23 protein-coding genes are annotated in these 23,309 nt (G+C 66.7%); 11 read left to right on the top strand and 12 right to left on the bottom strand.

Annotated elements, in window-relative coordinates:
• Positions 1 to 236 precede the first annotated feature (236 nt).
• The 8 genes from AC6RIC_RS10650 (at position 237) to flaF (ending at position 6,767) form a co-directional block, all read left to right on the top strand.
• Positions 237 to 1,322, top strand: a complete 1,086-nt coding sequence (locus AC6RIC_RS10650; protein WP_454658970.1) for a flagellar basal body P-ring protein FlgI — start codon at positions 237 to 239, stop codon at positions 1,320 to 1,322.
• Positions 1,322 to 1,678 (top strand): rod-binding protein, encoded by a 357-nt coding sequence (locus AC6RIC_RS10645; RefSeq protein ID WP_499736144.1) that lies wholly within the window; start codon positions 1,322 to 1,324, stop codon positions 1,676 to 1,678. The genes AC6RIC_RS10650 and AC6RIC_RS10645 overlap by 1 nt, the downstream gene beginning before the upstream one ends.
• Entirely contained in the window at positions 1,665 to 2,153 is a 489-nt protein-coding gene (locus AC6RIC_RS10640) for a hypothetical protein (RefSeq protein ID WP_499736143.1), read from the top strand. Before AC6RIC_RS10645 ends, AC6RIC_RS10640 begins: the two co-directional genes overlap by 14 nt.
• 224 nt (positions 2,154 to 2,377) lie before the next feature.
• Complete coding sequence (locus AC6RIC_RS10635; protein WP_499736142.1) at positions 2,378 to 2,830, top strand: hypothetical protein; 453 nt, start codon at positions 2,378 to 2,380, stop codon at positions 2,828 to 2,830.
• A gap of 268 nt (positions 2,831 to 3,098) precedes the next feature.
• Entirely contained in the window at positions 3,099 to 4,436 is a 1,338-nt protein-coding gene (locus tag AC6RIC_RS10630) for a flagellin N-terminal helical domain-containing protein (RefSeq protein ID WP_499736141.1), read from the top strand.
• Positions 4,437 to 4,626: 190 nt separating this feature from the next.
• Positions 4,627 to 5,970 (top strand): flagellin N-terminal helical domain-containing protein, encoded by a 1,344-nt coding sequence (locus AC6RIC_RS10625; protein ID WP_499736140.1) that lies wholly within the window; start codon positions 4,627 to 4,629, stop codon positions 5,968 to 5,970.
• A 49-nt stretch (positions 5,971 to 6,019) separates the two neighbouring features.
• Positions 6,020 to 6,412, top strand: coding sequence for a flagellar biosynthesis repressor FlbT (gene flbT / locus AC6RIC_RS10620; protein WP_047577967.1), 393 nt, complete (start codon positions 6,020 to 6,022; stop codon positions 6,410 to 6,412).
• Positions 6,396 to 6,767 carry a flagellar biosynthesis regulator FlaF gene (gene flaF / locus AC6RIC_RS10615; protein WP_499736139.1) on the top strand — a complete coding sequence of 124 codons (372 nt, stop codon included), beginning with the start codon at positions 6,396 to 6,398 and terminating at the stop codon, positions 6,765 to 6,767. Before flbT ends, flaF begins: the two co-directional genes overlap by 17 nt.
• Before the next feature lie 95 nt (positions 6,768 to 6,862).
• Here the strand turns inward: flaF and AC6RIC_RS10610 are convergent, their stop codons facing one another.
• The 7 genes from AC6RIC_RS10610 to AC6RIC_RS10580 form a co-directional block, all read right to left on the bottom strand.
• Entirely contained in the window at positions 6,863 to 8,383 is a 1,521-nt protein-coding gene (locus AC6RIC_RS10610) for a flagellin (protein WP_499736138.1), read from the bottom strand.
• Between the two features lie 7 nt (positions 8,384 to 8,390).
• Entirely contained in the window at positions 8,391 to 10,250 is a 1,860-nt protein-coding gene (flgK, locus tag AC6RIC_RS10605) for a flagellar hook-associated protein FlgK (protein WP_499736137.1), read from the bottom strand.
• Between the two features lie 59 nt (positions 10,251 to 10,309).
• Positions 10,310 to 11,710, bottom strand: a complete 1,401-nt coding sequence (locus AC6RIC_RS10600) for a flagellar hook protein FlgE (RefSeq protein ID WP_454656308.1) — start codon at positions 11,708 to 11,710, stop codon at positions 10,310 to 10,312.
• Positions 11,711 to 11,886: 176 nt separating this feature from the next.
• Positions 11,887 to 12,900: a YcjF family protein gene (locus AC6RIC_RS10595; RefSeq protein WP_499736136.1), complete on the bottom strand. Its 1,014-nt coding sequence runs from the start codon at positions 12,898 to 12,900 to the stop codon at positions 11,887 to 11,889.
• Between the two features lie 13 nt (positions 12,901 to 12,913).
• Complete coding sequence (locus tag AC6RIC_RS10590) at positions 12,914 to 14,359, bottom strand: YcjX family GTP-binding protein (protein WP_499736135.1); 1,446 nt, start codon at positions 14,357 to 14,359, stop codon at positions 12,914 to 12,916.
• Between the two features lie 55 nt (positions 14,360 to 14,414).
• Positions 14,415 to 14,930 carry a SixA phosphatase family protein gene (locus AC6RIC_RS10585; RefSeq protein ID WP_499736134.1) on the bottom strand — a complete coding sequence of 172 codons (516 nt, stop codon included), beginning with the start codon at positions 14,928 to 14,930 and terminating at the stop codon, positions 14,415 to 14,417.
• A gap of 21 nt (positions 14,931 to 14,951) precedes the next feature.
• A complete protein-coding gene (locus AC6RIC_RS10580; RefSeq protein WP_499736133.1) occupies positions 14,952 to 15,650 on the bottom strand; it encodes a TetR/AcrR family transcriptional regulator in 699 nt (232 codons plus the stop codon).
• A gap of 103 nt (positions 15,651 to 15,753) precedes the next feature.
• On the opposite strand from AC6RIC_RS10580, the gene AC6RIC_RS10575 reads away from it, so the two are divergent.
• Positions 15,754 to 17,007 (top strand): ABA4-like family protein, encoded by a 1,254-nt coding sequence (locus AC6RIC_RS10575; RefSeq protein WP_499736132.1) that lies wholly within the window; start codon positions 15,754 to 15,756, stop codon positions 17,005 to 17,007.
• 44 nt (positions 17,008 to 17,051) lie between these two features.
• Here the strand turns inward: AC6RIC_RS10575 and AC6RIC_RS10570 are convergent, their stop codons facing one another.
• Both AC6RIC_RS10570 and AC6RIC_RS10565 read right to left on the bottom strand, forming a co-directional pair.
• Positions 17,052 to 17,276, bottom strand: a complete 225-nt coding sequence (locus AC6RIC_RS10570) for a helix-turn-helix domain-containing protein (protein ID WP_454656302.1) — start codon at positions 17,274 to 17,276, stop codon at positions 17,052 to 17,054.
• A 9-nt stretch (positions 17,277 to 17,285) separates the two neighbouring features.
• Complete coding sequence (locus AC6RIC_RS10565) at positions 17,286 to 17,750, bottom strand: DUF2975 domain-containing protein (protein ID WP_454656301.1); 465 nt, start codon at positions 17,748 to 17,750, stop codon at positions 17,286 to 17,288.
• Between the two features lie 187 nt (positions 17,751 to 17,937).
• On the opposite strand from AC6RIC_RS10565, the gene AC6RIC_RS10560 reads away from it, so the two are divergent.
• Positions 17,938 to 18,564, top strand: coding sequence for a hypothetical protein (locus AC6RIC_RS10560; RefSeq protein WP_499736131.1), 627 nt, complete (start codon positions 17,938 to 17,940; stop codon positions 18,562 to 18,564).
• On the opposite strand, the gene AC6RIC_RS10555 is transcribed toward AC6RIC_RS10560, so the two are convergent.
• A complete protein-coding gene (locus AC6RIC_RS10555; protein ID WP_454656299.1) occupies positions 18,539 to 19,384 on the bottom strand; it encodes an AAA family ATPase in 846 nt (281 codons plus the stop codon). The genes AC6RIC_RS10560 and AC6RIC_RS10555 overlap by 26 nt on opposite strands.
• Positions 19,385 to 19,602: 218 nt before the next feature.
• Here AC6RIC_RS10555 and AC6RIC_RS10550 point away from each other — a divergent pair, with 218 nt between their 5' ends.
• Entirely contained in the window at positions 19,603 to 21,396 is a 1,794-nt protein-coding gene (locus AC6RIC_RS10550; RefSeq protein ID WP_454656298.1) for a cation:proton antiporter domain-containing protein, read from the top strand.
• Here the strand turns inward: AC6RIC_RS10550 and AC6RIC_RS10545 are convergent.
• Both AC6RIC_RS10545 and AC6RIC_RS10540 read right to left on the bottom strand, forming a co-directional pair.
• On the bottom strand, positions 21,332 to 22,444 hold the full coding sequence (locus AC6RIC_RS10545) for a glycosyltransferase family 4 protein (protein WP_499736130.1): 1,113 nt from the start codon (positions 22,442 to 22,444) through the stop codon (positions 21,332 to 21,334). The two genes, AC6RIC_RS10550 and AC6RIC_RS10545, sit on opposite strands and share 65 nt — an antisense overlap.
• Positions 22,444 to 23,274: a UDP-2,3-diacylglucosamine diphosphatase gene (locus AC6RIC_RS10540; RefSeq protein ID WP_499736129.1), complete on the bottom strand. Its 831-nt coding sequence runs from the start codon at positions 23,272 to 23,274 to the stop codon at positions 22,444 to 22,446. The genes AC6RIC_RS10545 and AC6RIC_RS10540 overlap by 1 nt, the downstream gene beginning before the upstream one ends.
• Between the last annotated feature and the right edge of the window lie 35 nt (positions 23,275 to 23,309).

The following is a 23,309-nucleotide window of genomic DNA, read 5'->3' as shown; positions in this document are numbered from 1 at the left end:
TGGTTAACAGCCGGTAAACTGCCCGGCAGAAACTGCCGCCCCGGCAGGAAGCGCAGGCTCCGCAAGAGCCTCCCAACCATGCCGCCGAACTGCAAAGGACTGACAAACAAGGCTTTTCAATTTTGAGCGGTTTGGCACGCCGCTCGCAAGGGCTGTGGCGAGTTCAACTATCCCTTGGTGCCAGACACATGTTCCGCAACCCCGCCCTGAAGACGCTGCTGAAGCCGCTGGCCGCGATGCTGGCCGTGGTCGTCGGCCTGTCGTCGCAGCCGGTGTTCGCGCTCTCCCGCATCAAGGACCTCGCCTCGGTCGAGGGCGTGCGCACCAACCAGCTCCTCGGCTACGGCATCGTCGTCGGCCTCAACGGCACCGGCGACACGCTCAACAACACGCCCTTCACCAAGCAGTCGCTGCAGGCGATGCTGGAGCGGCTCGGCGTCAACACCCGCGGCGCCAACATGCGTACCGCCAATGTCGCCGCCGTGATGGTGACCGCCAGCCTGCCGCCCTTCGCCACGCAGGGCACCCGCGTGGACGTGACCGTCTCCGCCATGGGCGACTCCAAGTCGCTGCAGGGCGGCACGCTGCTCGTCACCCCCCTGCTCGGCGCCGATGGCGAGGTCTATGCCGTGTCGCAGGGGCCGGTCGCGATCTCCGGCTTCTCGGCCGAGGGCGACGCCAGCAAGATCACCCGTGGCGTGCCGACCGTCGGCCGCATCGCCAATGGCGGCGTCGTCGAGCGCGAGATCGACTTTGCGCTGAACAAGCTCCAGACGCTGCGCCTGTCGCTGCGCAATCCCGACTTCACCACCGCGCGCCGCATGGCCGCCGCGATCAACGAGTTCGTCGGCGGTGACTCGGCCGAGCCGACCGATCCCTCGACCGTGGTCCTGCAGATCCCCGCCCGTTTCAAGGGCAACATGATCAAGCTGCTCACCGATATCGAGCAATTGCGCGTCGAACCCGATCAGCTCGCCCGCATCGTCATCGACGAGCGCTCCGGCATCATCGTGATGGGCAAGGACGTCCGCGTCTCCACGGTGGCCGTGGCGCAAGGCAACCTCACCGTCACGATCAGCGAGACACCCCAGGTCTCCCAGCCCGAGCCCTTCTCCCGCGGCCGCACCGTCGTGACGCCACAGACCAGCGTCAAGGTCGACACCGGCGGCGGCAACAAGCTCGCCCTCGTCCGCGAGAGCGTATCGCTGGCCGAGCTGGTCGACGGGCTCAACGCGCTCGGCATCGGCCCGCGCGACCTGATCTCCATTCTCCAGGCCATCAAGTCGGCAGGCGCGCTGCAGGCCGAAATCGAGGTGATGTGATGACTGTTGCCCTCGCGCTTCCCGCCGCGAATCTCGCCCTCGGCGTCGCCGGCAAGGTCGCTGGCGGCATCGCCGACGCGCTCGACCCGGCCAAGGCCAAGGCGAAGAAGCAGGCCGACGATTTCGAGACCATGTTCCTCGAGCAGATGACCGAGAAGCTCTTCGCCGGGGAGACCGGCGAGGGTCCGCTCGGCGAGAACGGCACCGGCGGCGGTGTCTGGCGTTCGCAGCTGACCCAGCAATATGCCAAGCAGATTCAAAAGGCCGGCGGCATCGGCCTGTCCAACCAGATCATGCGCGACCTGATCAATCTGCAGGAACAGGCCGCCGGCGGAGTCCAGAATGCTGGCCGCTAAGCCGATCCTCGACGAGCGCCCGCGCATCGCCGACGCCCTCAGCGCGCGCGCCCTGATCGAGGCCGTCCTGGAGGCGCTCGGTGCCCTCTCGCATCTCGTCGGCGAGGAGACCGAGCTGGTCCGCGCCGGCCGCCTGCCGGAAGCGATGACCCGCGAGCCGCGCAAGACCGAGCTTGCCGGCATCTATATGCGCGGTGTCGAGCAGGTGAAGCTCAATGCCGTCGCGCTCGCCCGCTTCGTGCCGGACCAGGTCAAGCGGCTGAAGGAGGCGCACCACGCCTTCCAGGGCCTGATCGAGACCAACCAGATCGTGCTGGCGACGGCACGCGCCGTCTCGGAATCGGTGGTGCGAGATCTCGCGGCCGACGCCAACAGGCCGATGCGCGCCAATGGCTACGGCCCGGCGGCCACCGTCGGCGCCGGCGTCTTCGCCCGCCCCAATTCCGGGCCATTGGTCGTCTCGCGCCGGCTGTGACGGGGCGAAGCGCCCTTCGCCTCCTGCGCCGTGAACGCCAGCCCCTTGGTATAAAAAGGGTTTACGCAGCGGCTGCGCCGGAAACCCTAAAGATTTACCTAATTTCTTGACGCCGGATTCAATCTTTTCTGCCAATCTCCGCAGTGTCGGGTAACCACGTCCTGTTCCCGGCAGAGGACGAGAGCGGCGCAACGGCGCCGTGAACGACTCCAGAAGGAGTGGTCATGGATTTTGGCAACGCCCCCAGGCTCGCCGCCGTTACCGGCGCTCCGCCTGTCGCCCGCGCGGACGTGACGGCCCAGGCCGGCAGCGTCGCCGTGGATCTTCCCCCCGAAAAGACCGTGCAATCCGCCTCTGCGGGCTCAGCCGTCAATGTCGAGGTGCGCGCCGAGACACGCGACGCGCAGAGCCGTGCCGATGGCGAGCGCCGCGCCCGGGCCAACGCCCAGAACAATCGCGAAGCGGTCCGCACGACAGACGAAACGATCGAGCGCAAGCTGATCATCGATCCGCAGACCCGGGCGATCGTGCTGCAGAAGAAGGACCCGCAGACCGGCGAGACGATCTCGCAACTGCCGGACGAGACACTCCTGAAACTGCGCGCCTACTCGCGCGAACTCAGCGAGCGGGCCCGAGAAGCCGAGGAGCCTTCTCACCAGATCGAGCGGACGGCCTGACAGGGTTCCCGCTCTCCACCGGATCTGCAAACCGCCCGCCTTTGCGCGGGCGCTTTGCGTTTAGGGCTCCGGCGGGCCGGCCTATCCGGCCATCCAGCCATGCCGCGCTGCGTTAGAGGCTGCTTAACCATCCTCCGACAAGCCGCCGGTCCGCTTCAATTCGACGGCTGAAATTTACCGGTTGTTACGGGCTGGCGCAGCAGGGTCACCCGGTCCTGGCCAGAACGGCCTGGGCGCCAGAAGGCTCCTTACCAGAAGGTAAATACAAATGGCCGTCTCTCTCTCCTCCGGCGTGCGTAACAACCTGGCGTCGCTGCAGTCGACCCAGTCTCAGGCTCTGGCGATCCAGAACCGCCTCGCCACCGGTAAGCGCGTCAACTCCGCGATCGACAACCCCGTCAACTTCTTCACCGCCGCCTCGCTGAATGATCGTTCGAACCAGCTCACGGGCCTGCTCGACGGCATCTCGAACGGCATCCAGACCATCCAGACCGCCTCCAAGGGCATCGACGGCGTCACCAAGCTGGTGAACTCGCTGCAGTCGACCATCAAGCAGGCTCAGGCTGACGCAGCTCAGAACCGGCCGGCCGTTGTCGGCACCGGCACGACGCTGGCCACCGCGACCGAAGCCGCCGCGACCTCGAAGAGCCTGAAGGACATCGCTCTCGACAAGCGCATCGGCAGCGCCGGTGACACCGTGGTGACGGGAGCGACTGCCGGCGCCGCGGGCGATCTCGGCATCGACATCACGGCGACGCCGGAACTCAACATCCAGATCGTCACCAACCCGGCTGCGCCGACCTCGACGACCAATATCGGCATCACCCTGACCGCCAACACGACCGTCCGTGACGTCGTCAACGCGATCAACGGTTCGGGCGTCGCCACGGCGTTCGTCGACGAGAAGGGCGTGCTCAACGTCAAGGGCACCGGCTCGGAAGCGCTCGGTGTCGGTATCGGCGCCGGTGCCGCTGGCCCGGCTGCGGTCACCGACTCGGATACCGGCCTGCAGAACACCAAGTTCGGCCTGGCTGCTACCGACCGCACGACCGGTGCCACCTCCTCCGGCATCACGTCGTCGGTGCGCTCGAACCTGATCGATCAGTACAACGATCTGCGTACCAAGATCGACGATCTCGCCAAGGATTCGGGCTTCAACGGCATCAACCTGCTTGGTGGTGACCGCCTGTCGATCGTCTTCAACGAGAAGACCGGCAAGAACCAGACCAAGCTCGACGTTCAGGGTACGTCCCTGACCGCGGACAATCTGGGCATTGCCAAGGCCGGCAACACCCAGCTCGCCGGCACCACCAACTTCCAGAACGATGCCGATCTGGAAACCGCCACCAAGTCGCTCAATGGCGCGCTGACCTCGCTGAAGTCGCTCGCTTCGACCTTCGGCGCCAACCTCTCGGTCGCCCAGACCCGCCAGGACTTCACCAAGGACATGGCGAGCGTTCTGACGACCGGCGCCGACAACCTGACCAACGCCGACGTCAACGCCGAGGCCGCCTCCCTGCTCGCGCTGCAGACCCGTCAGCAGCTCGCCCAGACGGCGCTCTCGCTGGCTAACCAGGCCGATCAGGGCGTCCTGCGTCTGTTCTGATCTTCGGTCCGCAGAAGCGGATCAGCCCGCAGAACGCGGGACGAAGCAAAAAGAGCGGCGGAGCCGAAAGGCTCCGCCGCTTTTCGTTTGGGTCGGTTCCCGCCATTAACCGATTATTAGCCTTAACAAAGGATTGTCGGTCCATAACGAGCTGGTTGAGCGCCGAGTCGCGCTGTCAGAGGGACCTGAAATGGCCAATACGATCCTGTCGAACGGCGTCCGCAACAACCTGCTGACCCTCCAGCAGACCACTGCGCAGCAGGGCGTGATCCAGAACCGCCTCGCCACGGGCCGAAAGGTCAACTCGGCGATCGACAACCCGGTCAACTACTTCACCGCCGCCTCTCTGAGCGACCGCTCGAGCCAGCTCACCGGCCTTCTCGACGGCATCTCGAATGGCATCCAGACCATCCAGACCGCTTCCAAGGGCATCGACGGCATCACCAAGCTGGTCCAGTCGCTGCAATCGACCGTGAAGCAGGCCCAGGCCGACGCGGCCCAGAACCGCCCGACCGTCGTCGGCACCGGTACGACCCTGGCCGGCGCCGCCGAGCAGCAGGCGACCAACAAGAGCCTGAAGGACATCGCCCTCGACAAGCGCATCGGCAGCGCCGGTGATGTCGTGGCGTCGCCTGCAACCGCCAGCTCGGGGGGCGATCTCGGCATCGACATCACGGCGACGCCGGAACTCAACATCCAGATCGTCACCAATCCGGCTGCGCCGACCTCGACGACCAATATCGGCATCACCCTGACCGCCAACACGACCGTCCGCGACGTCGTCAACGCGATCAACGCTTCGGGTGTCGCCTCCGCCTTCGTCGACGAGAAGGGCATCCTGAACGTCAAGGGCATCGGCTCGGAGCAGCTCGGTGTCGGTATCGGCGCCGGTGCCGCTGGCCCGGCTGCGATCACCGATTCGGCGACCGGCCTGCAGAACACCAAATTCGGCCTGGCTGCTACCGACCGCACGACCGGCATCGCCTCCTCCGGCATCACCTCGTCGGTGCGCTCGAACCTGATCGATCAGTTCAACGATCTCCGCAACAAGATCGACGATCTCGCCAAGGATTCGAGCTATAACGGCATCAACCTGCTGACCGGCGACCGCCTGTCGATCGTCTTCAACGAGAAGACGGGCAAGAACCAGACCAAGCTCGACATCCAGGGTTCGAACATCACCGCCGATAACCTGGGCATCCCGCGCGCGGTCAACACGCAACTCGCCGGCTTTATCAACTTCCAGAACGACGCCGACCTCGAAAAGGCCACAGCCGCCCTCACCGGAACCCTGACCTCGCTGAAGTCGCTGGCCTCGACCTTCGGCTCAAACCTCTCGGTCGCCCAGACCCGCCAGGACTTCACCAAGGAACTGGCCAACGTCCTGACCACCGGCGCGGGCAATCTCGTCCTGGCCGACCCGAACGAGGAAGGCGCGAGCCTGCTGGCTCTCAACACCCGCCAGCAGCTCTCGCAGACGGCGCTGTCGCTGGCGAACCAGGCCGACCAGGGCGTGCTCCGGCTCTTCGGCTGACGCCGCAGACGCCGCCCGCCCTCCCCTCCAGCCAGAAGGCAGGACCGCCATGGCCCTCAAGGTCGAACTCAAGCCGCGCGAGCGCATCATCATCGGCCAGGTGGTGATCCGCAACGACGAGCAGCGTACGCGCTTCTTCATCGAGGGCGACGCGCCCATCCTGCGCGAGAAGGACATCCTCACGGCCGCGACTGCCGATAGTCCGGCCAAGAAGATCTATCTCGCCATCCAGCTCATGTACCTGGCACAGGACCCGACGCTCGAGCACGAAACTTACTTCCAGCTCGTGCGCGATTTCGTCAACGCAGCGCCCAGCGCTCTGCCGCATGTTCACGAGATCAATAACCGCATCTTAAGCGACGACCTCTATAAGGCTCTCAAGGCGGCCAGAAAGCTGATCGCCTATGAAGCGGAACTGATCGAGAATGCAAAACGGGTTTAATGCCTACGCTGCCGCGGCCAAGACTGCTCAATCCGTCGTTTCGCCTCGCGAACTCGAAGCCTCTCTTCTGATCAAGGCCGCCATGCGGCTCCAGGCTGTCGCCGACGACTGGAACCTGCGCGAGCGTGAGTTGGACGAGGCGCTGACCTATAACCGCCGGCTCTGGACTCTGCTGGTCTCCGCCGTGATCGCCGAGGACAATCCGCTCCCGGTCGGCATCAAGACCAACATCCTCAGCCTGGCCAATTTCATCTTCAACCAGACCTTCAAGATTTCGACCGACCCGAATCCGCAGTCGCTGGGCGTCCTGGTTAACATCAACCGCGACATCGCCGCCGGCTTGCGCGGGCGCTGAGCCGCATCGGGAGGTCGATCCACCTGGACAAACGAAAACGCCGCCCTTTCAAAGGGCGGCGTTTTCGTTTGAGCTGGACGGCTCCTTGGCGATACTCAGAGATAGTTCGTCAGCGACAGCTTGGAGAGCATCGAGGTCACCTGGTAGCTCGCCTGCAACTGCGTCTGCAGGGACAGGATTTGCGTCGCGACTTCCTCGGTGGTGACGTTCTCGACACCGGCAAGCGTCGTGTTGAGGTAGCCCTTGGTGCTCTGGTGGCGCTCTTTCGCACTGGTCAGCGCCGACTGGGCCGAGCCGAACTCGGTGATGAGCTCGGCCGGCTTCTGCGTGGTGCCGCCGAAGCCGAGCTTCTCGCCAACCCGCGCCGCCATGGCCTCGTAGCGTGCCTGCGAGTTCGTATCGGCAGCCGGGAAGTTCTCCACGGCCATGATCGCGAACTGGGCAAGGCCGACGCGGAAGGCTTCCTCGTTCGCCCGTGCGCCCGTGCCGACTGTCTGACCCTGATCGACCTGCACCGTCGCCGTGTTGCGCGCCGAATCCGCCCCGTCGTCGCCGCGATACCAGATCACCGTCTTGGTTGCGGCGGGGCCGGTATTGCTCGGCGGCAAGGTCGCTGTGGCGAAGGGAGGCCCCGGCACCCGCTTCGGCGGGTTGTTCGGGCTGCCGGCGAAGAACTCCTGCGCGGCGACCTGCGAGGAAGCGGCCGAGAGCGCCGTGTTGGCCTGCTTGCCCAGCCCCGCCGCGATGGAGGCCCGGAGATTGACGGCAGTCGCATTGGCATCGACGCCGATCTCGAAGCTGTCGCTGCTGGAACCTGTGGTGCCGGCGGCCCGCGCGGTCAGCACCACCTCTTCCTGTGTCCCGTCGGGCAATTTGAGCTGGATGCGCACGGTATCGCCGGCTGCAGGCTGCGCTGCGACATTCGCAGCGGCATCCGCAGGCGGACCCGGATTGAACGTCGTCGCCAGCGCGGCCGAACTGCCGGTGATGCCGACGATCTTGAAACCGTAGGGCTGAGGGGGGTTCTCCTCGGCGATCGTTGCTGTCGTCCCGGCCCCGCCCGTGGTCAGCCGGCCGAGTCCGGAGCCGAGATCGGCCTGTCGGCGCTCGTCGATCATCTGCCTCAGGCCGTCCCTGCCGGCGCCATCGCCGTTGATGATCTCGTTGTATCCCAGCGTCGGCTGCGTGTCGGAGGTCTTGCCCGAGAAGAGGTAGCGTCCGTTGACCGCGATATTCAACAGGTCGAGCGTTTGCTTGAACTTCTCTTCCGCCAGAACCTGGGGCGACGAACGGCCGCTCGCGCTCGGCACATAGCTGTTGGAGCGCGTGTCGTTGCGGGTCTCGTTGGTAAGCTTGGTGAAGTTCTCGACCGAGGCGGTCTGCAACTTGAGGTTGACGCCGGTCAATTCGATGCCGCTCAGCCAGGAATCGATCTGCGCCATCTTGCTGTTGAGGTCGAGGCTGACGCGCCGGTCGATACCGAGATCGCCATAGCTGGTGCTGCGCTGCTTGGTGTCGAGCTGGCGCTGGAGGTCGTCGAACTGGGCCCGGGTAGAGACGAATTCGTTGGGCTTGGCCGCGCGATAGGCGCCGGTGCCGTAGCTGGTGATGGTCATCGTGGCCTCACACTCTCATCAGCACGTCCATCATCTCCTTCACCGTGGAGATGATGCGGGCATTCGCGGCATAGGCGGTCTGAAGCTCGATCAGCATCGACATTTCCTGATCGACATTGACCTGCGACGTTTCCTGGAAGCGACTCTGGATCGAGGCGAGCGCGACCTGCTGGCCCTCGTTGAGGCGCTTGGCGGCCTCGACCGCCTGTCCCTGCGAGGACACCACGCGCTGGACGAAACTGGTGAGCGTTCCGGAGAACTGCGCCGTCGACCCGTCCGGCGAGGAGGAGTTGTCGAAGCTGCGAACGCTGCTCGTCAGGCTGTTGAGCAATGCCTTGGGTCGCGTCGTATCGCCGGCCGCCGTGCCCGCCGGGCCGACCAGGAGCGACCGGTCCTTGATGACATCGGCGTTGACCGCGATACGCGCCGCCAGGCCGGTCTTGCGCGTGGCCTCGTCATAGGAGGCGACGAAAGGCTTGTTGTCCGCATCGACGAAGAGCGGCATCCCCGGCGTCGCAGCATCGGCTGTGAGCACGCTGGTCTTGGCACCAAGCCCGGCAACACGGCCGCCCGGCTCGGTGATCCGCAGCGTCGAGCCGGCGGGGTTGGCGACCGTGAAGCCGGTCGCGCCATTGGTATCGAGCGCGTTCTGGATCTGGGCGGCGACCGAAGCCGGACCGGCCGAGAAGTCGATCGCGATCACCGTTGTGTTCGGATCGGTGCTGGCCGGCAAGGTCGTTCCCGCCGGCGCATTGACGAACGAGAAGTGTCTCGTCGGGCCGGGCGGCGTCGGGGTGTAATCGAAGGTCAGCGTGTTCAGGCGCTGCCTGGTGGGATCGAAGCCGAGATCCAGATCGAGACCGGTCGGCGCCGCCGGGGATGGCGGAAACGCCGTGCTGGAGAGCGAGTTCTCCGAGAGCGCCTTCGCCATCTGGGCGGCGATCTCGTCGAGCTGCGCCTGAGCCTGGACCAGCGTCTTGTCGCGCAGCTCGATGTTGGCCGCGATCTCGCCGGAACGGAAGATTCGGTTGGCGATCGCGTCGGAGACGTTTCCGGACGCGTCCCTGATCTTGATCGTGCCGACGCCCCGCTGCGTCGGGTCGATGTTCCACTGGTCCTCCGACCCCAACCCGGGATGCTCGTCGAACGTGAAGGTAACGGCGGCCTGCCCGTCGAAGAGCTGTGTCCCCGAGCTGGTGACGATGCTCACCGACCCGCGTGCGTCCTCCGTCGTCTTGATGTCGACATACTGCGACAGCTCGGACAGGATCAGGTCGCGCTGGTCCTTCAGGGCAGCGGTCGCGCTGTCGTTCGGGCTGCCGACGATGCGTGCATTGACCTTGGAAAGCGCTCCGAGCAGGTCGTTGACCTTGGCGACGCCGGTCGCGATACCGTTCTCGGCCTGGCTGCGCAGCGCCTGCACACCGCTGGAAAGCGTATTGAGCTGGCGCGCGAGCTGCGTCGCATTGTCGATAACCTGTGAGCGCAGGCTGTAGGATGACGGGTCGTTCTGGAGCGCCTGCAACGCGTTCGTGAACTTGTTGAAGACCGTATCGAGCGCCGTGGCACTGCCGGGCGCGCCGTAGAGCTTGTCGAGGTTCGAGAGCGCACTCGCGCGTGTCGAGGTGTAGCCGGCACCCGACGCTTCCTGCCAGAGCTGGTGCTGGACGATCTTGTCGAGCAGCCGCTGGACCTGCGTGCTCTGCACGCCGACCGTGCGGCCGGACAGGCTGTCGGCCGTCGAGACCGTCCGCCGGACATAGCCCGTCGTTCCCGCATTGGCGACGTTCTGCGAGACGATGCCGATGCCGACCTGCGTGGCATTGAGCCCGTTGATCGCCGTGTTGAGGGAAGTGCTGATGCCCATCGTCAACTCCTGTTGCGAGAGGCGGCCCTTCTGGGCCGCCGCTTAGGCAGATGCGCCGGTCAGCGGATGATGTTGAACACCGCGCTCAGCATTTCCTGGGCGGTGGTGATGACCTTGGTGTTGGCCGAATAGGCCTGCTGGGTGACGATCATCTTGGAGAATTCGTCGGCGATGTCCGTGTTCGACTGCTCGACGCTGCCGCCGACCATCTGCGAGGTGCCGAGACCGATGATCGGCGGGCCGGATTCGATCGTCTCCTCGAAGGCGCCGCCATCGAGCCGCTTCAGCGAGTTGTCGGCGTTGAAGCGGGCGACCGAGACCTGCGCGAGCGCCACGACCTGGCCGTTGCTGAAGGTGCCGATCACCTGGCCTTCGGCCGAGACCGAGACGCGGTCGAGCGTGCCGGCGGTGTAGCCATCCTGGCGGATGCTGCGCGCGTCGATCTGGCCGCTGACATCGCCGTTCTGGGTCACGCCATTGCCGCCGGTCGTCAGGTTGATGCCGGTGATGGTGGTGCCGTTGATCGTCATGGTCGGCAGGGTGATGTCCCCGGTCGCCGGGGTCACCATCTGGCCGGTCGTGCCGAAGGTGACGGGCTGGCTGGCCTGAACATAGGCGACCTGGCCGGCGCCCGTCGCGCTGGTGTCCTGGGCCACGAACAGGCCCCAGGTGCCCGTCGTCGGCGGCACCGCGGCCGGGTTGCCGTTGTCGATCTTGGCCCAGCGCATCTCGACGCTGGTGGCCTTGCCGAGCGTGTCATAGACGGTGACCGACCCGCCGGGGATCGAGGTCGCCAGGAAGCTGCTGATATTGTTGCCCATGACGGCGGCGTTGCCAGCATAGGGGTTGGGCGCCGTGCCCGCCGCGGTGACCGAGGCGGCATTGAGGAATTCGGTGCCGCCCTGCGTCTTCTGGGTCGTCGCCGGCACGGCCGGGATATTGGCGCGGTACTCGATCGAGGTCGTCGCCTTGGCCGGGAACTGCTCCTTGGTGATGCGCAGCACGTCCGGCTGCGTGCCGATCAGCTGGCCGGTCACCTGGTCGATTTTCAGACCCTTGAGGTAGTAGCCGGCGCCGTTGACGAGATAGCCGTTCGCGTCGAAGTCGAAATCGCCGCGCCGCGTGAAGAGATTGCTGTTCGAGAACTGCGTGTTGGCACCGACGCCGCTCTGGCGCTGGTCGACCACGAAGAAGCCATCGCCGTTGATCGCGATATTGGTGTCGATGCGGGTCGGGTTGAGATCGCCCTGGATCGAGTTCGTCGCCTGGCTGAAGGCCTGGACCGAGCCGGCGACCTGGCGCCGCAGCGCCGCATCCGGCACGAGATCGGCAAAGGCGGTGTCGACCCGCTTGTAGCCCGCCGTCCGGGAATTGGCGATGTTTCCGGAGATGTTCTCGAGCGCATAGGACTGCGCCGTCATTCCCGAAACCGCCGTCGTCAGCGCACTGAAAACACCCATGGAACCCTCACCTCGACCGGCAGCCCCCCAAGGGCGGCCCACAACTCGAGGCAAGGTTCTGCACGGCGCGTGCCATGCGAGGCTTCATGCGATTTCAAAGAGTTGGATCGTTTACGAAAGGTTTAGCGGCAGTCCGAGCCGGGCAAATTCGCCCTTGCCGGCAGATTCTGCCGGGTTCAGGCTTCTTCGTCCTTGCCGCCCCGCCACCCGCCGAGATCGCCCGCGACATCCGACAATGTCGGCGCGGCCGCTTCGACGAAAGGCAGGGGCCGACAGACCGCGAGCGCGGCGAGCCCGATCCTGGCGGTCAGCATTCCGTTGATCACGCCCTCGCCGAGCTTGGCCGAGAGCCGGGCGGCGAGCCCCTGCCCGAGCACCTGCTGGATCACGGCATCGCCCGCTGCCATGCCCCCGGTCAGGACGAGGTGGTTCATCACCTGCCGCGCCAGCCTGAGCAGGCCGAGCGTGCCGGGACGCCCGGCATAGATGCCGGCGATCGAGCGCAGGAGCCGCGCGCAGGCGACCAGTACGAAAATGACATCGACCAGCGCCCGCGGGCTCACCGCCGTCACCAGCGAGACGCGCCGCGCCGCCTGCGCGATCTGGGCGGTCGCCAGCGCATCGAGCGGCGCCAGCAGGCTGCGCTCCGCCACCGTCAGCATGTCGCGCGCCGCGAAGAGCTGCGGCAGCGCCTCCTGCAGCGCGGCGCGGCCCTGCGCGGTCTGCGCCCGCCCCTTGTAGAGCGTGACGAGTTCTCCGGCGATCGCGCGGCCCTCGTCGGGCGTGCCGCCAACCAGCGCCGCGACGGCACGCTCGCGCAGCGCCTCGACCTTGCGCTCGCGCAGGATGTCACGCAGCACCCGCGCCAGCATGACCAGCAGCGCCAGCGTCGCGATCGCCGCGCAGACCAGCGCGGCATAGCCCAGCGCCGGGTTCTGGCTCATCAGCGCGCGGATGGTGTTCTCGACCCAGACGCCGGCCGCCAGCGCCAGGAAGCCAGACAGCCCCGCCACGAACAGCGAACCCCAGGAGAAGCGCCGTTTGGGCTTCACCGGCACAACGGGAACCATGGCATCGATCGGTTCGCTCTCGGGCAGGATCGCGAGATCGCCCTGCCGGATCGGGACCTCGCCGGCCGGTTCACCCGGCTTCGGGTTGTCGAGACGGATCGCGCGCGGTGCCTTGCTCATCGCGAAACCCCGTTCATGCCAGCTTGTCGCCGATCAGGAATTCCAGCGCACGGTCGAGGCGGATCTGCGGCGGCGGCTTCAGGCGCCCGCCCGCATCCGGCCCGACCAGCGGCGGCCGGAAGCGCGGCGCCCTGACCTGCCAATGCGCCTTGGGATCGAAGATCGCCTCGGGCCGCTCGGGCAATTCGCCCGGGAAGATAGCCGCTTCCGCAATGCCGTCGAAGACCTGCCCGTCGATCGTCTCGCCCGCCTCCGGCACACCTGCGATGGCCGGCAATTCCTCGCGGCCTTCCTTGATCCTCACTTCATGCGTCGCCCGGACCGCGGCCAGCGCCATCGCCTCGACCTGCGCGCCCGCCCCTTGCGCCCGCGACAGCGCCCGCCCGACCAGATGCGACATCACCGCCGCCAGCCGGTCATGGCTCGAATGGTGGATATGGTCGGCCTTGGTCGCGGCGAAGAGCACGCGCTCGATCCGCGGCGCGAACAGGCTCGTGAGCCAGGAATTGCGCCCGACCGAAAAGGCCGCGAGCGCCTGCCCCAGCGCGGTTTCGAGATCGGCCAGGGCCGGCGCCCCGGCATCGAGCGCCGCCAGCACGTCGACCAGCACGATCTGTCGGTCGAGCCTTGCGAAGTGATCGCGGAAGAATGGCGTGACCACGACGCGCTTATAGGCCTCGAAGCGCTCCGCCATCAGCGCCGCCAACGTGCCCGGCCGCACTTGCCCGTCATGGCCGAGATCGAGCGGGGCGAAGGTGAGAGCCGGCGAGCCCTCGAGATCGCCGGGCATCAGGAAGCGCCCGGGCGGCGTCACCGCGACCGCTTCGGGGTCCGCTCGCAACCGGGCGAGATAGCCCTTGAACAGGTCGCTCGCCGCCTCCGCCGCGAGCTCGTCCGGCGCGCCGTCCGGGTCCCGCCCCGGAAGGTCCGCCAGCCAAGCGGCGGCGGCCTCGCGCCGATGCGCCTTGCGGGCGTCGGCGATGGCCTGCGCCGACCAGTCCTTGTAGTCCTGCCCGATCAGGGCGAGATCAAGCAGCCATTCGCCGGGATAGTCGACGATGTCGAGCGTCAGCGTCGCCGGCCCCTTGAACCAGCCGGCCGCCCGCTCGTAGTCGATCTCGACCCTGAGCTCGGAAATGCGCCGCGTCGATTCCGGCCAGCGCCGCCCCTCGCCGTTCATCGCGGCGCGGTGCGCCTCGTAGGGAAAGCGCGGCACGTCCGGGTCGGGCTGCGGCACCAGTCGCACGCGGGCGATCCGGCCCTCGGAGGCCGCTTTCAGCACCGGCAGCTTCGCGCCTTCGATCAGGTTCTGGATCAAGGCGGTGGTGAAGACCGTCTTGCCCGAGCGCGACAGCCCGGTGACGCCGATCCGCAGGCGCGGCCGCGCAAGCCCGAGCAGGCTGTCGCCGAAGGCGAGAGCCGCGTTGCGGGCACTGTCGAGATAGGAGGTGTCGCTCATAAAGCGGAAGCGCGCAGGACGTGCCCAGGCCTCGGTCGACGTGCCGAAGGCTCTCTCATTCGTCCGGGCCTTCGCCGAGCGAGCCCGGGGTGACGAAGCGGTCGAGCCGTCCTTCCCGCGCTGCGACCGCGTACCAGTGCTCGGTGGCGAAATCGATCACGGCCAGCCCGCAGGTCGGATATTTCTGGCTCATTCGTGCCGACGCATAGCGGTCACCATGCCCGGTGAGCAGATGCGCCAGTTCCTCGAAGCCGGGGTTGTGACCGATCAACAGGAGCGTGCGGACATCGCCCTCGACCTCCTGCACGACATCGAGAAGGCGCTCGGTCTTGGCTTCGTAGATCCGCGGCTCGAACTGGACGGGCGGCCGTTCCGGCAGCATCGGCGCCACCATCTCCCAGGTCTCGACCGTGCGCTTCGCAGGCGAGACCAGCACGAGATCGGGCAGCAGCAATTCGTCGGCGAGATAGCGCCCCATCACGGGAGCGGCTTCGCGCCCCCGTGCCGCGAGCGGTCGGTCGCGGTCGGCCACACCGGTGGGCCAGTGGGACTTGGCGTGGCGCAGTAGCATGAGGCGTCGCATGAGCAGAACCTAATCGCGGGCGTCGGCTTTTGCGAGCCCCTGCGTCACGTGAAGCACCGAGGCCAGCAACGCAAACAGCCGGGCCGCATGCTTTTCGACGAACGCCTCACGATCGCTCCCCTCGTTGAGGAAATCCAGCGCCCCGTCGATCAACAGGGTCGAGAAGCCGTGGACAGCCGACCAGGCCAGCAACACCTCCGGCAGATCGGGAGCGAGCACATTCGCCGGCGGCTTCTGGTCCATGGCAGGCAATGGCGGCCGGCCAGCGGCCGATCGGACCTCTCGCAGCAGGATGCCGAAGGCGCGGCCCGAGGCCATCTGGCAGCCGACATCCTCCCGATCGATGCCCCGCTGTCCGAAGACCACGCGGAAGCGGCCGGGATTGGCCAGCGCCGTCTCGACATAGGCGCACGCGATCGCGGCGAGCCTACTGCGCCCCTGCTCCTGCGCCGTCGCGACGGCCGCTTCCATCGCCGTCCCCAGATCGATGAAGCCCAGCGTCGCGATCGCGGTGAGCAGCCCGGTCAGGTTGCCGAAATGGTGTGCCGGTGCCGCGGGCGAGACCCCTGCCCGACGGGCGCATTCGCGCAGAGTGAAGCCGCCGAGCCCGCGCTCCGCCAGCACCTCCTCGGCCGCGGCGATCATCGCCTCCCGCAAGGAGCCGTGGTGATAGTGCCCGCGCACGGCCGGCGCCGGAGCATCGGCCATCGCGGCCTCCTCAATCTTAACAGCGTCAAAATTATCTTGACGGCGTCAAGATAGCGCGCCAGAACCAACTCGCAACTGAACACTGTCAAGATTTGAGGGTATCATGCCGCCTTTGACGTCGGACGCTGCGTTTTCGATGGCCGGCCAGCTCGCGATCGCGGGCTGGCTTCTCCTGATCTGTCTGCCGCACTGGCGCCTCGGCCGAGCCATCGCCGGCCTCGTCATCCCCACGCTTCTCTCGCTCGGCTATTTCGTCCTGATCGCCGTGTTCTGGCATGACGCGGCCGGCGGCTTCTCCTCGCTCGACGCTGTCGCATCGCTCTTCGCCTCACGGCCACTGCTGCTGGCAGGCTGGGTCCATTTTCTCGCCTTCGACCTGCTAATCGGCGCATGGCTGCTTGGCCAGTCCCAGCGCGAAGGCCTACCGCATTGGGCGATGATCCCGGTTCTCGCTCTCACTTTCCTGTTCGGCCCGGCCGGCTACCTGCTCTATCGCCTGATCGCCATCAGCCGCACCATCGCGTCGGAGGACCGTATCCCGCGCTTCCTGGCGCGGCTGCCGGGACCGTTCCGGGCACTGGAATGGGAGCCGCGGCTGACGGCGGCCGGAATCGCAATGCTTCTGCTCGTGATCCCGACGCTGCTCGCCCATGCCGTCGATCCGCGCTTGTTCAACGGCGACAATGTCTGGCTCAAGCCGCTGAAGTTCGAGATCTCGATCGCGGTCTATCTCCTGTCCTTCGCAGTGCTGCTGCCGTTGACTAGCGAGGCCTTCCAGCGCTCTCGGCTCGGCCGCTTCACGGTCTGGCCGGGGATCGGGCTGCTCTTCTTCGAGCTCGTCTACATCGCCTGGCGCGCCTCACGCGGCGAAGCCTCGCATTACAACCAGGACGGCGTGGCGGCGATCATCCTCTATGCCGCGATGGGCGTCGCCGCCGTGCTCTTCACAGCCGCGAGCGGCGTGCTGGCCTATGGCCTCGCCCGCCGCGGTGCTGCGCCGATGCCCCCGGCGCTGCGCCGCTCGCTCGTCCTCGGCCTCGCCCTGACCTGCGGCCTCGGCCTCCTCTCCGGTGCCATCATCAGTTCGGCCAGCGGGCACACGGTCGGCACGCCGATGCCGGGCGCAGCAGTCATCCCCTTCTTCGGCTGGTCATTGACCGCGGGCGACCTGCGCCTAGCCCATTTCCTGGCACTCCATGCGATGCAGATCGTTCCGGCCTTCGCGCTGCTCGCCTCGCTGCTCGGGCGCACCATAGCGCTGCGCAGCGTCGATGCCTTCGCACTCGTCTATGCCTGCGTGACCGCGACAGCGCTGATCGCCGCGCTGAAGGCCCGCCCACTGCTTGGCCTCGGCTGACGCAAACCATCCTGGCGCATTGCAGCCGGCCGAACTGTCGGCAATCAGTCCCCTTCGGCTTCAGGCCCCGGCTCGTAGCGCAGCAGATCGCCCGGCTGGCACTGAAGCACGTCGCAGATGCGCGACAGCGTGTCGAAGCGCATGCCGCGCACCTTTCCCGACTTCAGCTGCGAGACCTGCTGTTCGGTCAGGTCGATCCGCTGGGCGAGTTCCTTCGAACGCATCTTGCGGCGCGCGAGCATGACATCGAGTTCGACGACGACGGGCATGATGCCGGCTTACACGAAACTCTGATTCTCGTCCGCCAGCCGGATCGCCTCCCGCAACACATGGCCGAAGGCGATGAGCGCGGCGGCGGCGGCCAGCGCGGCAAAGATCCCGGGATCGAGCGTGATCGCAAGATGCCGCTGTCCCGGGGGATTGTCGAAGGTCAGAGCGATGCTCTGCAAGGTACGGACGATCGGCGTCGTCGCACCGAAGCAGGCCAGAAGCCAGCCGACGCGCAGCAGCCCGGCGGCGTTCTCCTCGACCAGGACCCTGCCCTCGCCGAACGCCCGGAACAGGCGCCCCAGTTGCAGCATCGCCAGAATGAAAAGTCCGGCCGGGATCCAGGCGAGGCCGAACGCCATCCAATAGCCCCGGACCGAAGGAGCCAGCACGGCGTCTCCGAGCCCTATCGCACTGCGAGCGTAATGAGCGAGCGCCTGAGCGTCGGTCCACAACCAGACCAGCCCGAAGAACATGAGCGATCCCGCCGCATAGCAGAAGGCGCGCGCGTATCGACTGACGTTGCGCAGCCGCGCAGCGGCCTCCTCCGAAAACGTGGCCGGAGGCTGAAACGACATCGGCATGATTATTCCCTCGGTTGACAAAATTAAACTAAGAGATGAATTTATAAATGTCAAAGGCAATCATATCCGAAGAGCCGCCATGCGTATCGCCTCACCTGCCTGCCTCCTCCTCGCCAGCCTGCTCGCCGGCTGCGGGCATGTTCCGCTGACCTCGCTGCCGAAACTGGCGAAGATCGACATCAAGACCACCGACCTCTCGCAGTTGCGGGCCGGAATCAGCCTTCCGGCCGATATCCGTCCGCTGCCTGGCGGCGTCACGATGACGATCGCAGCCCTGCCGAAGGATGGCGGCCGTCATGAGCGCAAGGTGGTACTGGAGGAGGTGCGCGACGCGACGGAACTCGCCTCGTTGCCTGTGCTGATCGCCCCGGGGCGGCACTTCACGCTGTTCAAACTGAGCTCGGCGGACGTGGCGCGGCTGGGAGCCTTCCGCGAGGAAATGTTTGCCGGGCCGCAGCAGAGCGGCAATCGCGGCAGCCTCTCGCTCGGCGCGGACAAGGCCTGCCGGCTCGGCGAACTCTCCGCCAAGCCGGTCACCATGACCGGCTATCTCAAGACTTCGGAGACACAGGACTATGTCCTGCTCATGCGCGACTTCGACCTGACCGAGGCGGTGCGCGCGATCGACCCCAAGGTCGATCTCGCCACGGCGATCCCGGCTTGCGAGCCGGGCATCGGCCTCACCGGCTCTCGCGCCGCGCCATGAAGGCGAGCTTCTCGAACAGCGAAACGTCCTGCTCGTTCTTCAGCAGCGCCCCGTGCAGCGGCGGGATCAGCTTGCGCGGGTCGCGCTCGCGCAGGACTTCCGGCCCGATATCCTCGGCGACGAGCAGCTTCAGCCAGTCGAGCAGTTCCGAGGTCGAGGGCTTTTTCTTGATGCCGGGCACCTCGCGCACCTCGAAGAACAGGCGCAGCGCCTCCTCCATCAGGCGCTTCTTGATGCCGGGGAAATGCACCTCGACGATCGCCTGCATCGTCTCGGCATCGGGGAAGCGGATATAGTGGAAGAAGCAGCGTCGCAGGAACGCGTCCGGCAGCTCCTTCTCGTTGTTGGAGGTGATGATCATCACCGGCCGCTGCGCCGCCTTGATCGTCTCAGCCGTCTCGTAGACATGGAATTCCATGCGGTCGAGCTCGAGCAGCAGGTCGTTGGGGAACTCGATATCGGCCTTGTCGATCTCGTCGATCAGCAGCACCGGGCGGACGGGCGCGGCGAAAGCCTCCCAGAGCTTGCCGCGCTTGATGTAGTTTCCGATCTCGGAGACGCGGGGATCGCCGAGCTGGCTGTCGCGCAGGCGGCTCACCGCATCGTATTCGTAGAGGCCCTGCTGCGCCTTGGTCGTCGACTTGATGTGCCAGGTGATCAGCGGCGCGCCGAGCGCTGCGGCGATCTCCTCGGCCAGAACCGTCTTGCCGGTGCCGGGCTCGCCCTTCACCAGCAGTGGGCGCTCCAGCCGGATCGCGGCATTGACGGCGACGGTGAGATCTTCGGTCGCGACGTAGTTTTCGGTGCCGGCAAAGCGCATGGGTGGTCCTTTTGAGATAGCGGCGGGACGCTAACCCATCCTTTGCGGGCGCGGAAACGGCTTTTTTCGCCAGCGGCACCTAAGCACCCCTGCCTAAAGGCTCGCGCCGCAAGGCGAATTTCTTTCCGCGACAGCGATTCCAAGGTTGTGCTGCGCCGCCGCAAACCGCAAGAATTGCCGGCGCATCCCGCAATCCCTCGAATCGCAAGGTCAGCCCTTTGGCCGGAACAGTCGACCCTTCCGTCTACAAGGACGCCGTCGTCGTGCTCGCGACGGCCGGCGTGGTCGTGCCGCTGGCAAAGAGCCTGAAGGTCAACTCGATCATCGCCTTCATCGCCTGTGGCGCCCTGCTCGGCCCGTTCGGCCTCGGTGGCCTGGTCTCGACGGTTCCGCTGCTGAGCACGATCACTGTCTCTAATGCCGAGGCACTCGCCGGCCCGGCCGAGCTCGGCGTCGCCTTCCTGCTCTTCGTCATCGGGCTGGAACTCTCCTTCGAGCGCCTGATGACGATGAAGCGCCTCGTCTTCGGGCTCGGCCTCGGCCAGGTCGGGCTCTGCGCCGCCGTGATCGGGCTTGCCGCCTATGCGCTCGGCCAACCGGCGGCGGCGGCCCTCATCATCGGTTTCGGCCTTGCGTTGTCCTCGACCGCGATGGTCGTCGAACTGCTGGCGGCGAAGAAGCGGATGACGACCTCGGCCGGCCGCTCCAGCTTCGCGATCCTGCTCTGCCAGGACCTCGCCGTCATCCCGTTGCTGTTCCTGATCAACGTGCTCGATGCCCAGAACGGCTCGGGCTCGCTGCTCGCCGGTCTCGCGCAGGCCTTCATCCAGGCCTTTGCGGCAATCGCGACGATCGTCGTCATCGGCCGATTGGCGCTACGCCCGCTCTTCCGTCTGGTCGCCTCGACCGATTCGACCGAGAGCTTCATGGCGGCGACGCTGCTGGTCGCACTCGGCACCGGCCTCATTGCCGCAGCCGCTGGTCTGTCGATGGGGTTGGGGGCCTTCATCGCCGGGCTGCTGCTGGCCGAGACCGAATTCCGCCGCGCGATCGAGGTCACGATCGACCCGTTCAAGTCGCTGCTGATCGGCGTCTTCTTCCTCACCGTCGGCATGGGCGTGAACCCGGCCGATATCGCGGCTCATCCCTTCGCGATCCTTGGCGGCGCCATCGGCCTCGTCCTGGTCAAGGGCACCATCATCTTCGTGCTCGCGCGCCGCTTCCGGCTCGCCACGGCGACGGCGCTCGAAACGGCGATACTGGTCGCACCGGGCGGCGAGTTCGCCTTCGTGCTGCTCAATGCCGCGACCGGCGCCGAGTTGATCGACCCCGGCGCGACCAGCATCGTGCTGGCCGCTGTCTCGCTCACCATGGTCGCACTGCCGCTGCTGGCCCGCATCGCCCGCAATCTCGCGCAGAAGCTGGCCGCACCCGTCATATTGCCCGACGAAGCCGCCATCTTGCCACCGGACGATCACACGCCCCGCGCTATCGTGGTCGGCGGCGGCCGCGTCGGACGCCTCGTCGGCTCGATGCTGGACGAGCACGGCAAGTCCCATATTGTCATCGACGCGGATGCCTCGCTGATCACCGCGCAGCGGCGTGCCGGGCGCCCCGCCTATTACGGCGACGCGACCAAGCCCGAATTCCTGCGCCTCTGCGGCCTGGAGGAAGCGACCGCCCTGATCGTGACGATCGACAATCCTCGCGCCGTCGACGCCATCGTCCTCGCCGCGCGCTCGCTGAAGCCCGACATCGTGATCGTCGCCCGCGCCCGCGACGCCACCCATGCCCGCCATCTCTACGAGATCGGCGTGAACGACGCGGTGCCGGAGACGATCGAGGCCAGCCTACAATTGTCGGAAGCGGCTCTGGTCGGGCTCGGCGTGCCGATGGGCCTCGTCATCGCCTCCGTGCATGAGCGGCGCGACGGCTTCCGCGCCCAGCTCAAGCCGTCAGGTGCCGCGGCTGCCCGCGCCCTTCCCCGCCACGCCCGCTCGCGAAGGCTGTGAGCGCCGTAGTGGTCGCGGCCTCCGGCTCGCGCGGCAGATAGCCGGCCTCGCGCGCCACGCGCCGGATATGGCCATAGAACTGCGCGGCGCTTGCGGCCCAGCTATGGCGCGCGGCCAGATCCAGGCAGGCTTCGCGCGGCACCCTGAGCGCCTTCATCGCGGCACTGCGCAGATCCTCGTCCAGCACCGCCGCGCCGCTGCCGGCAAAGACATCGCGCGGCCCCTGCACCGGAAAGGCGGCGACCGGCAGCCCGCTCGCCGCCGCCTCCAGTAGAACGATGCCGAACGTGTCGGTCAGGCTCGGAAAGACGAAGACGTCGGAGGAGGCATAGATACCCGCCAGCTCCTCGCCCTCCTTCAGGCCGAGGAAGCGCGCTTCGGGAAAAGCGCGTTCGAGATCGCCCCGCGCCGGCCCGTCGCCGACCACCACCTTGCTGCCCGGCAGCTTGAGCGACAGGAAGGCCTCGACATTCTTCTCGACCGCGACACGCCCGACATAGAGGAAGATCGGCCGCGGCAGGTCGAGCAGGCTCTGCGGGCGCGGGTGGAACAGGCCGAGATCGACGCCCCGCCCCCAGCGCACCAGCTTCTCGAAGCCATGCTGGCGCAATTCCTCCTCCACCGTCGCCGTCGAGACCATCACGGCCGCGGCCGGGCCGTGGAAACGGCGCAGCAGCCCGTAGCTCCAGCTCTCGGGGATGGGCCAGCGTGCCGCGATATATTGCGGAAAGCGCGTATGGTAGCTCGTCGTGAACGGCCGCTTCTGGGCGAGGCAGACCGCCCGCGTCAGCCAGCCGATCGGCCCTTCGGTCGCGATATGGATATGGTCCGGCGCGAAATCGGCGATGCGCGCAGCCAGCGCCCGGCGCGTCGCCAGGGCGAGGCGGATATCGGGATAGCTCGGCAGGCCGACCTGATGGAAGCCCTCCGGCGTCAACGCCTGTGCCGTGATCCCAAATCCCGGAGCCGCCGCGATCATCTGCTCCAGCGAGCGCACGACGCCGTTGACCTGCGGGCGCCAGGCATCGGTCGCGACCAGAACGCGCATCACGCGGCCTCGATCAGGTCCCGGACCGGAGCCGGTCGCGCCGACACCGCAACCGGCACGGCCGGCGTCGTCTTCGCCCGGCCCTGCGGCCAGCGGATCAGCTCGAAACGGCCGTCCTCGTGCTCGACGAAGGCGGTACAGCTTTCGACCCAGTCGCCGGTGTTGATATAGGTGAGCCCCTCGATCTCGCGATGGGCGGCATGGTGGATATGGCCGCAGATCACGCCATCGGCCTTGTGGCGGCGCGCCTCGGCGGCGAGGCAAGTCTCGAACTCGCCGATATAGTTCACGGCGTTCTTGACCTTGGCCTTGGCCCAGGCCGAGAGCGACCAGTGCGGCAGGTGCAGGACGCGCCGCACCCGGTTGATCGCCATGTTGAGCCCCAGCGCGACCGTGTAGGCCCAGTCCCCGAGCAGCGCGAGCCATTTGGCATTGCGCACGACGAGGTCGAACAGGTCGCCATGGATGACGAGCATGCGCTTGCCGTCGGCGGTCTCGTGGACGATCTCGTCGACCAGCGTGATGCCGCCAAACTGTAGGCCGGTGAAGTCGCGCAGGAAATCGTCGTGGTTGCCGGTGACGTAGATCAGCTTCGAGCCCTTGCGCACCTTGCGCAGCAGCTTCTGGATCACGTCGTTATGCGCCTGCGGAAAGTACCAGCCGCTCTTCAGGCGCCAGCCATCGATGATGTCGCCGACGAGATAGATCTGTGGCGCATCATAGGCGCGCAGGAACTCCAGCACGAGATCGGCCTGCGCCCCGCGGGTGCCCAGATGCAGATCCGAGATGAAGATGCTGCGGACCCGCTTGCTGTTGTCCTCGTCGCTCATGCCGGAAAGCCCCTGCTGCTGCGATGCGAGGGCCG

It is taken from the genome of Allobosea sp. TBD101 (genome assembly GCF_059817965.1).
The sequence above is the reverse complement of the archived record's forward strand: the minus strand, read 5'-3'. Positions and strand labels throughout refer to the sequence as shown.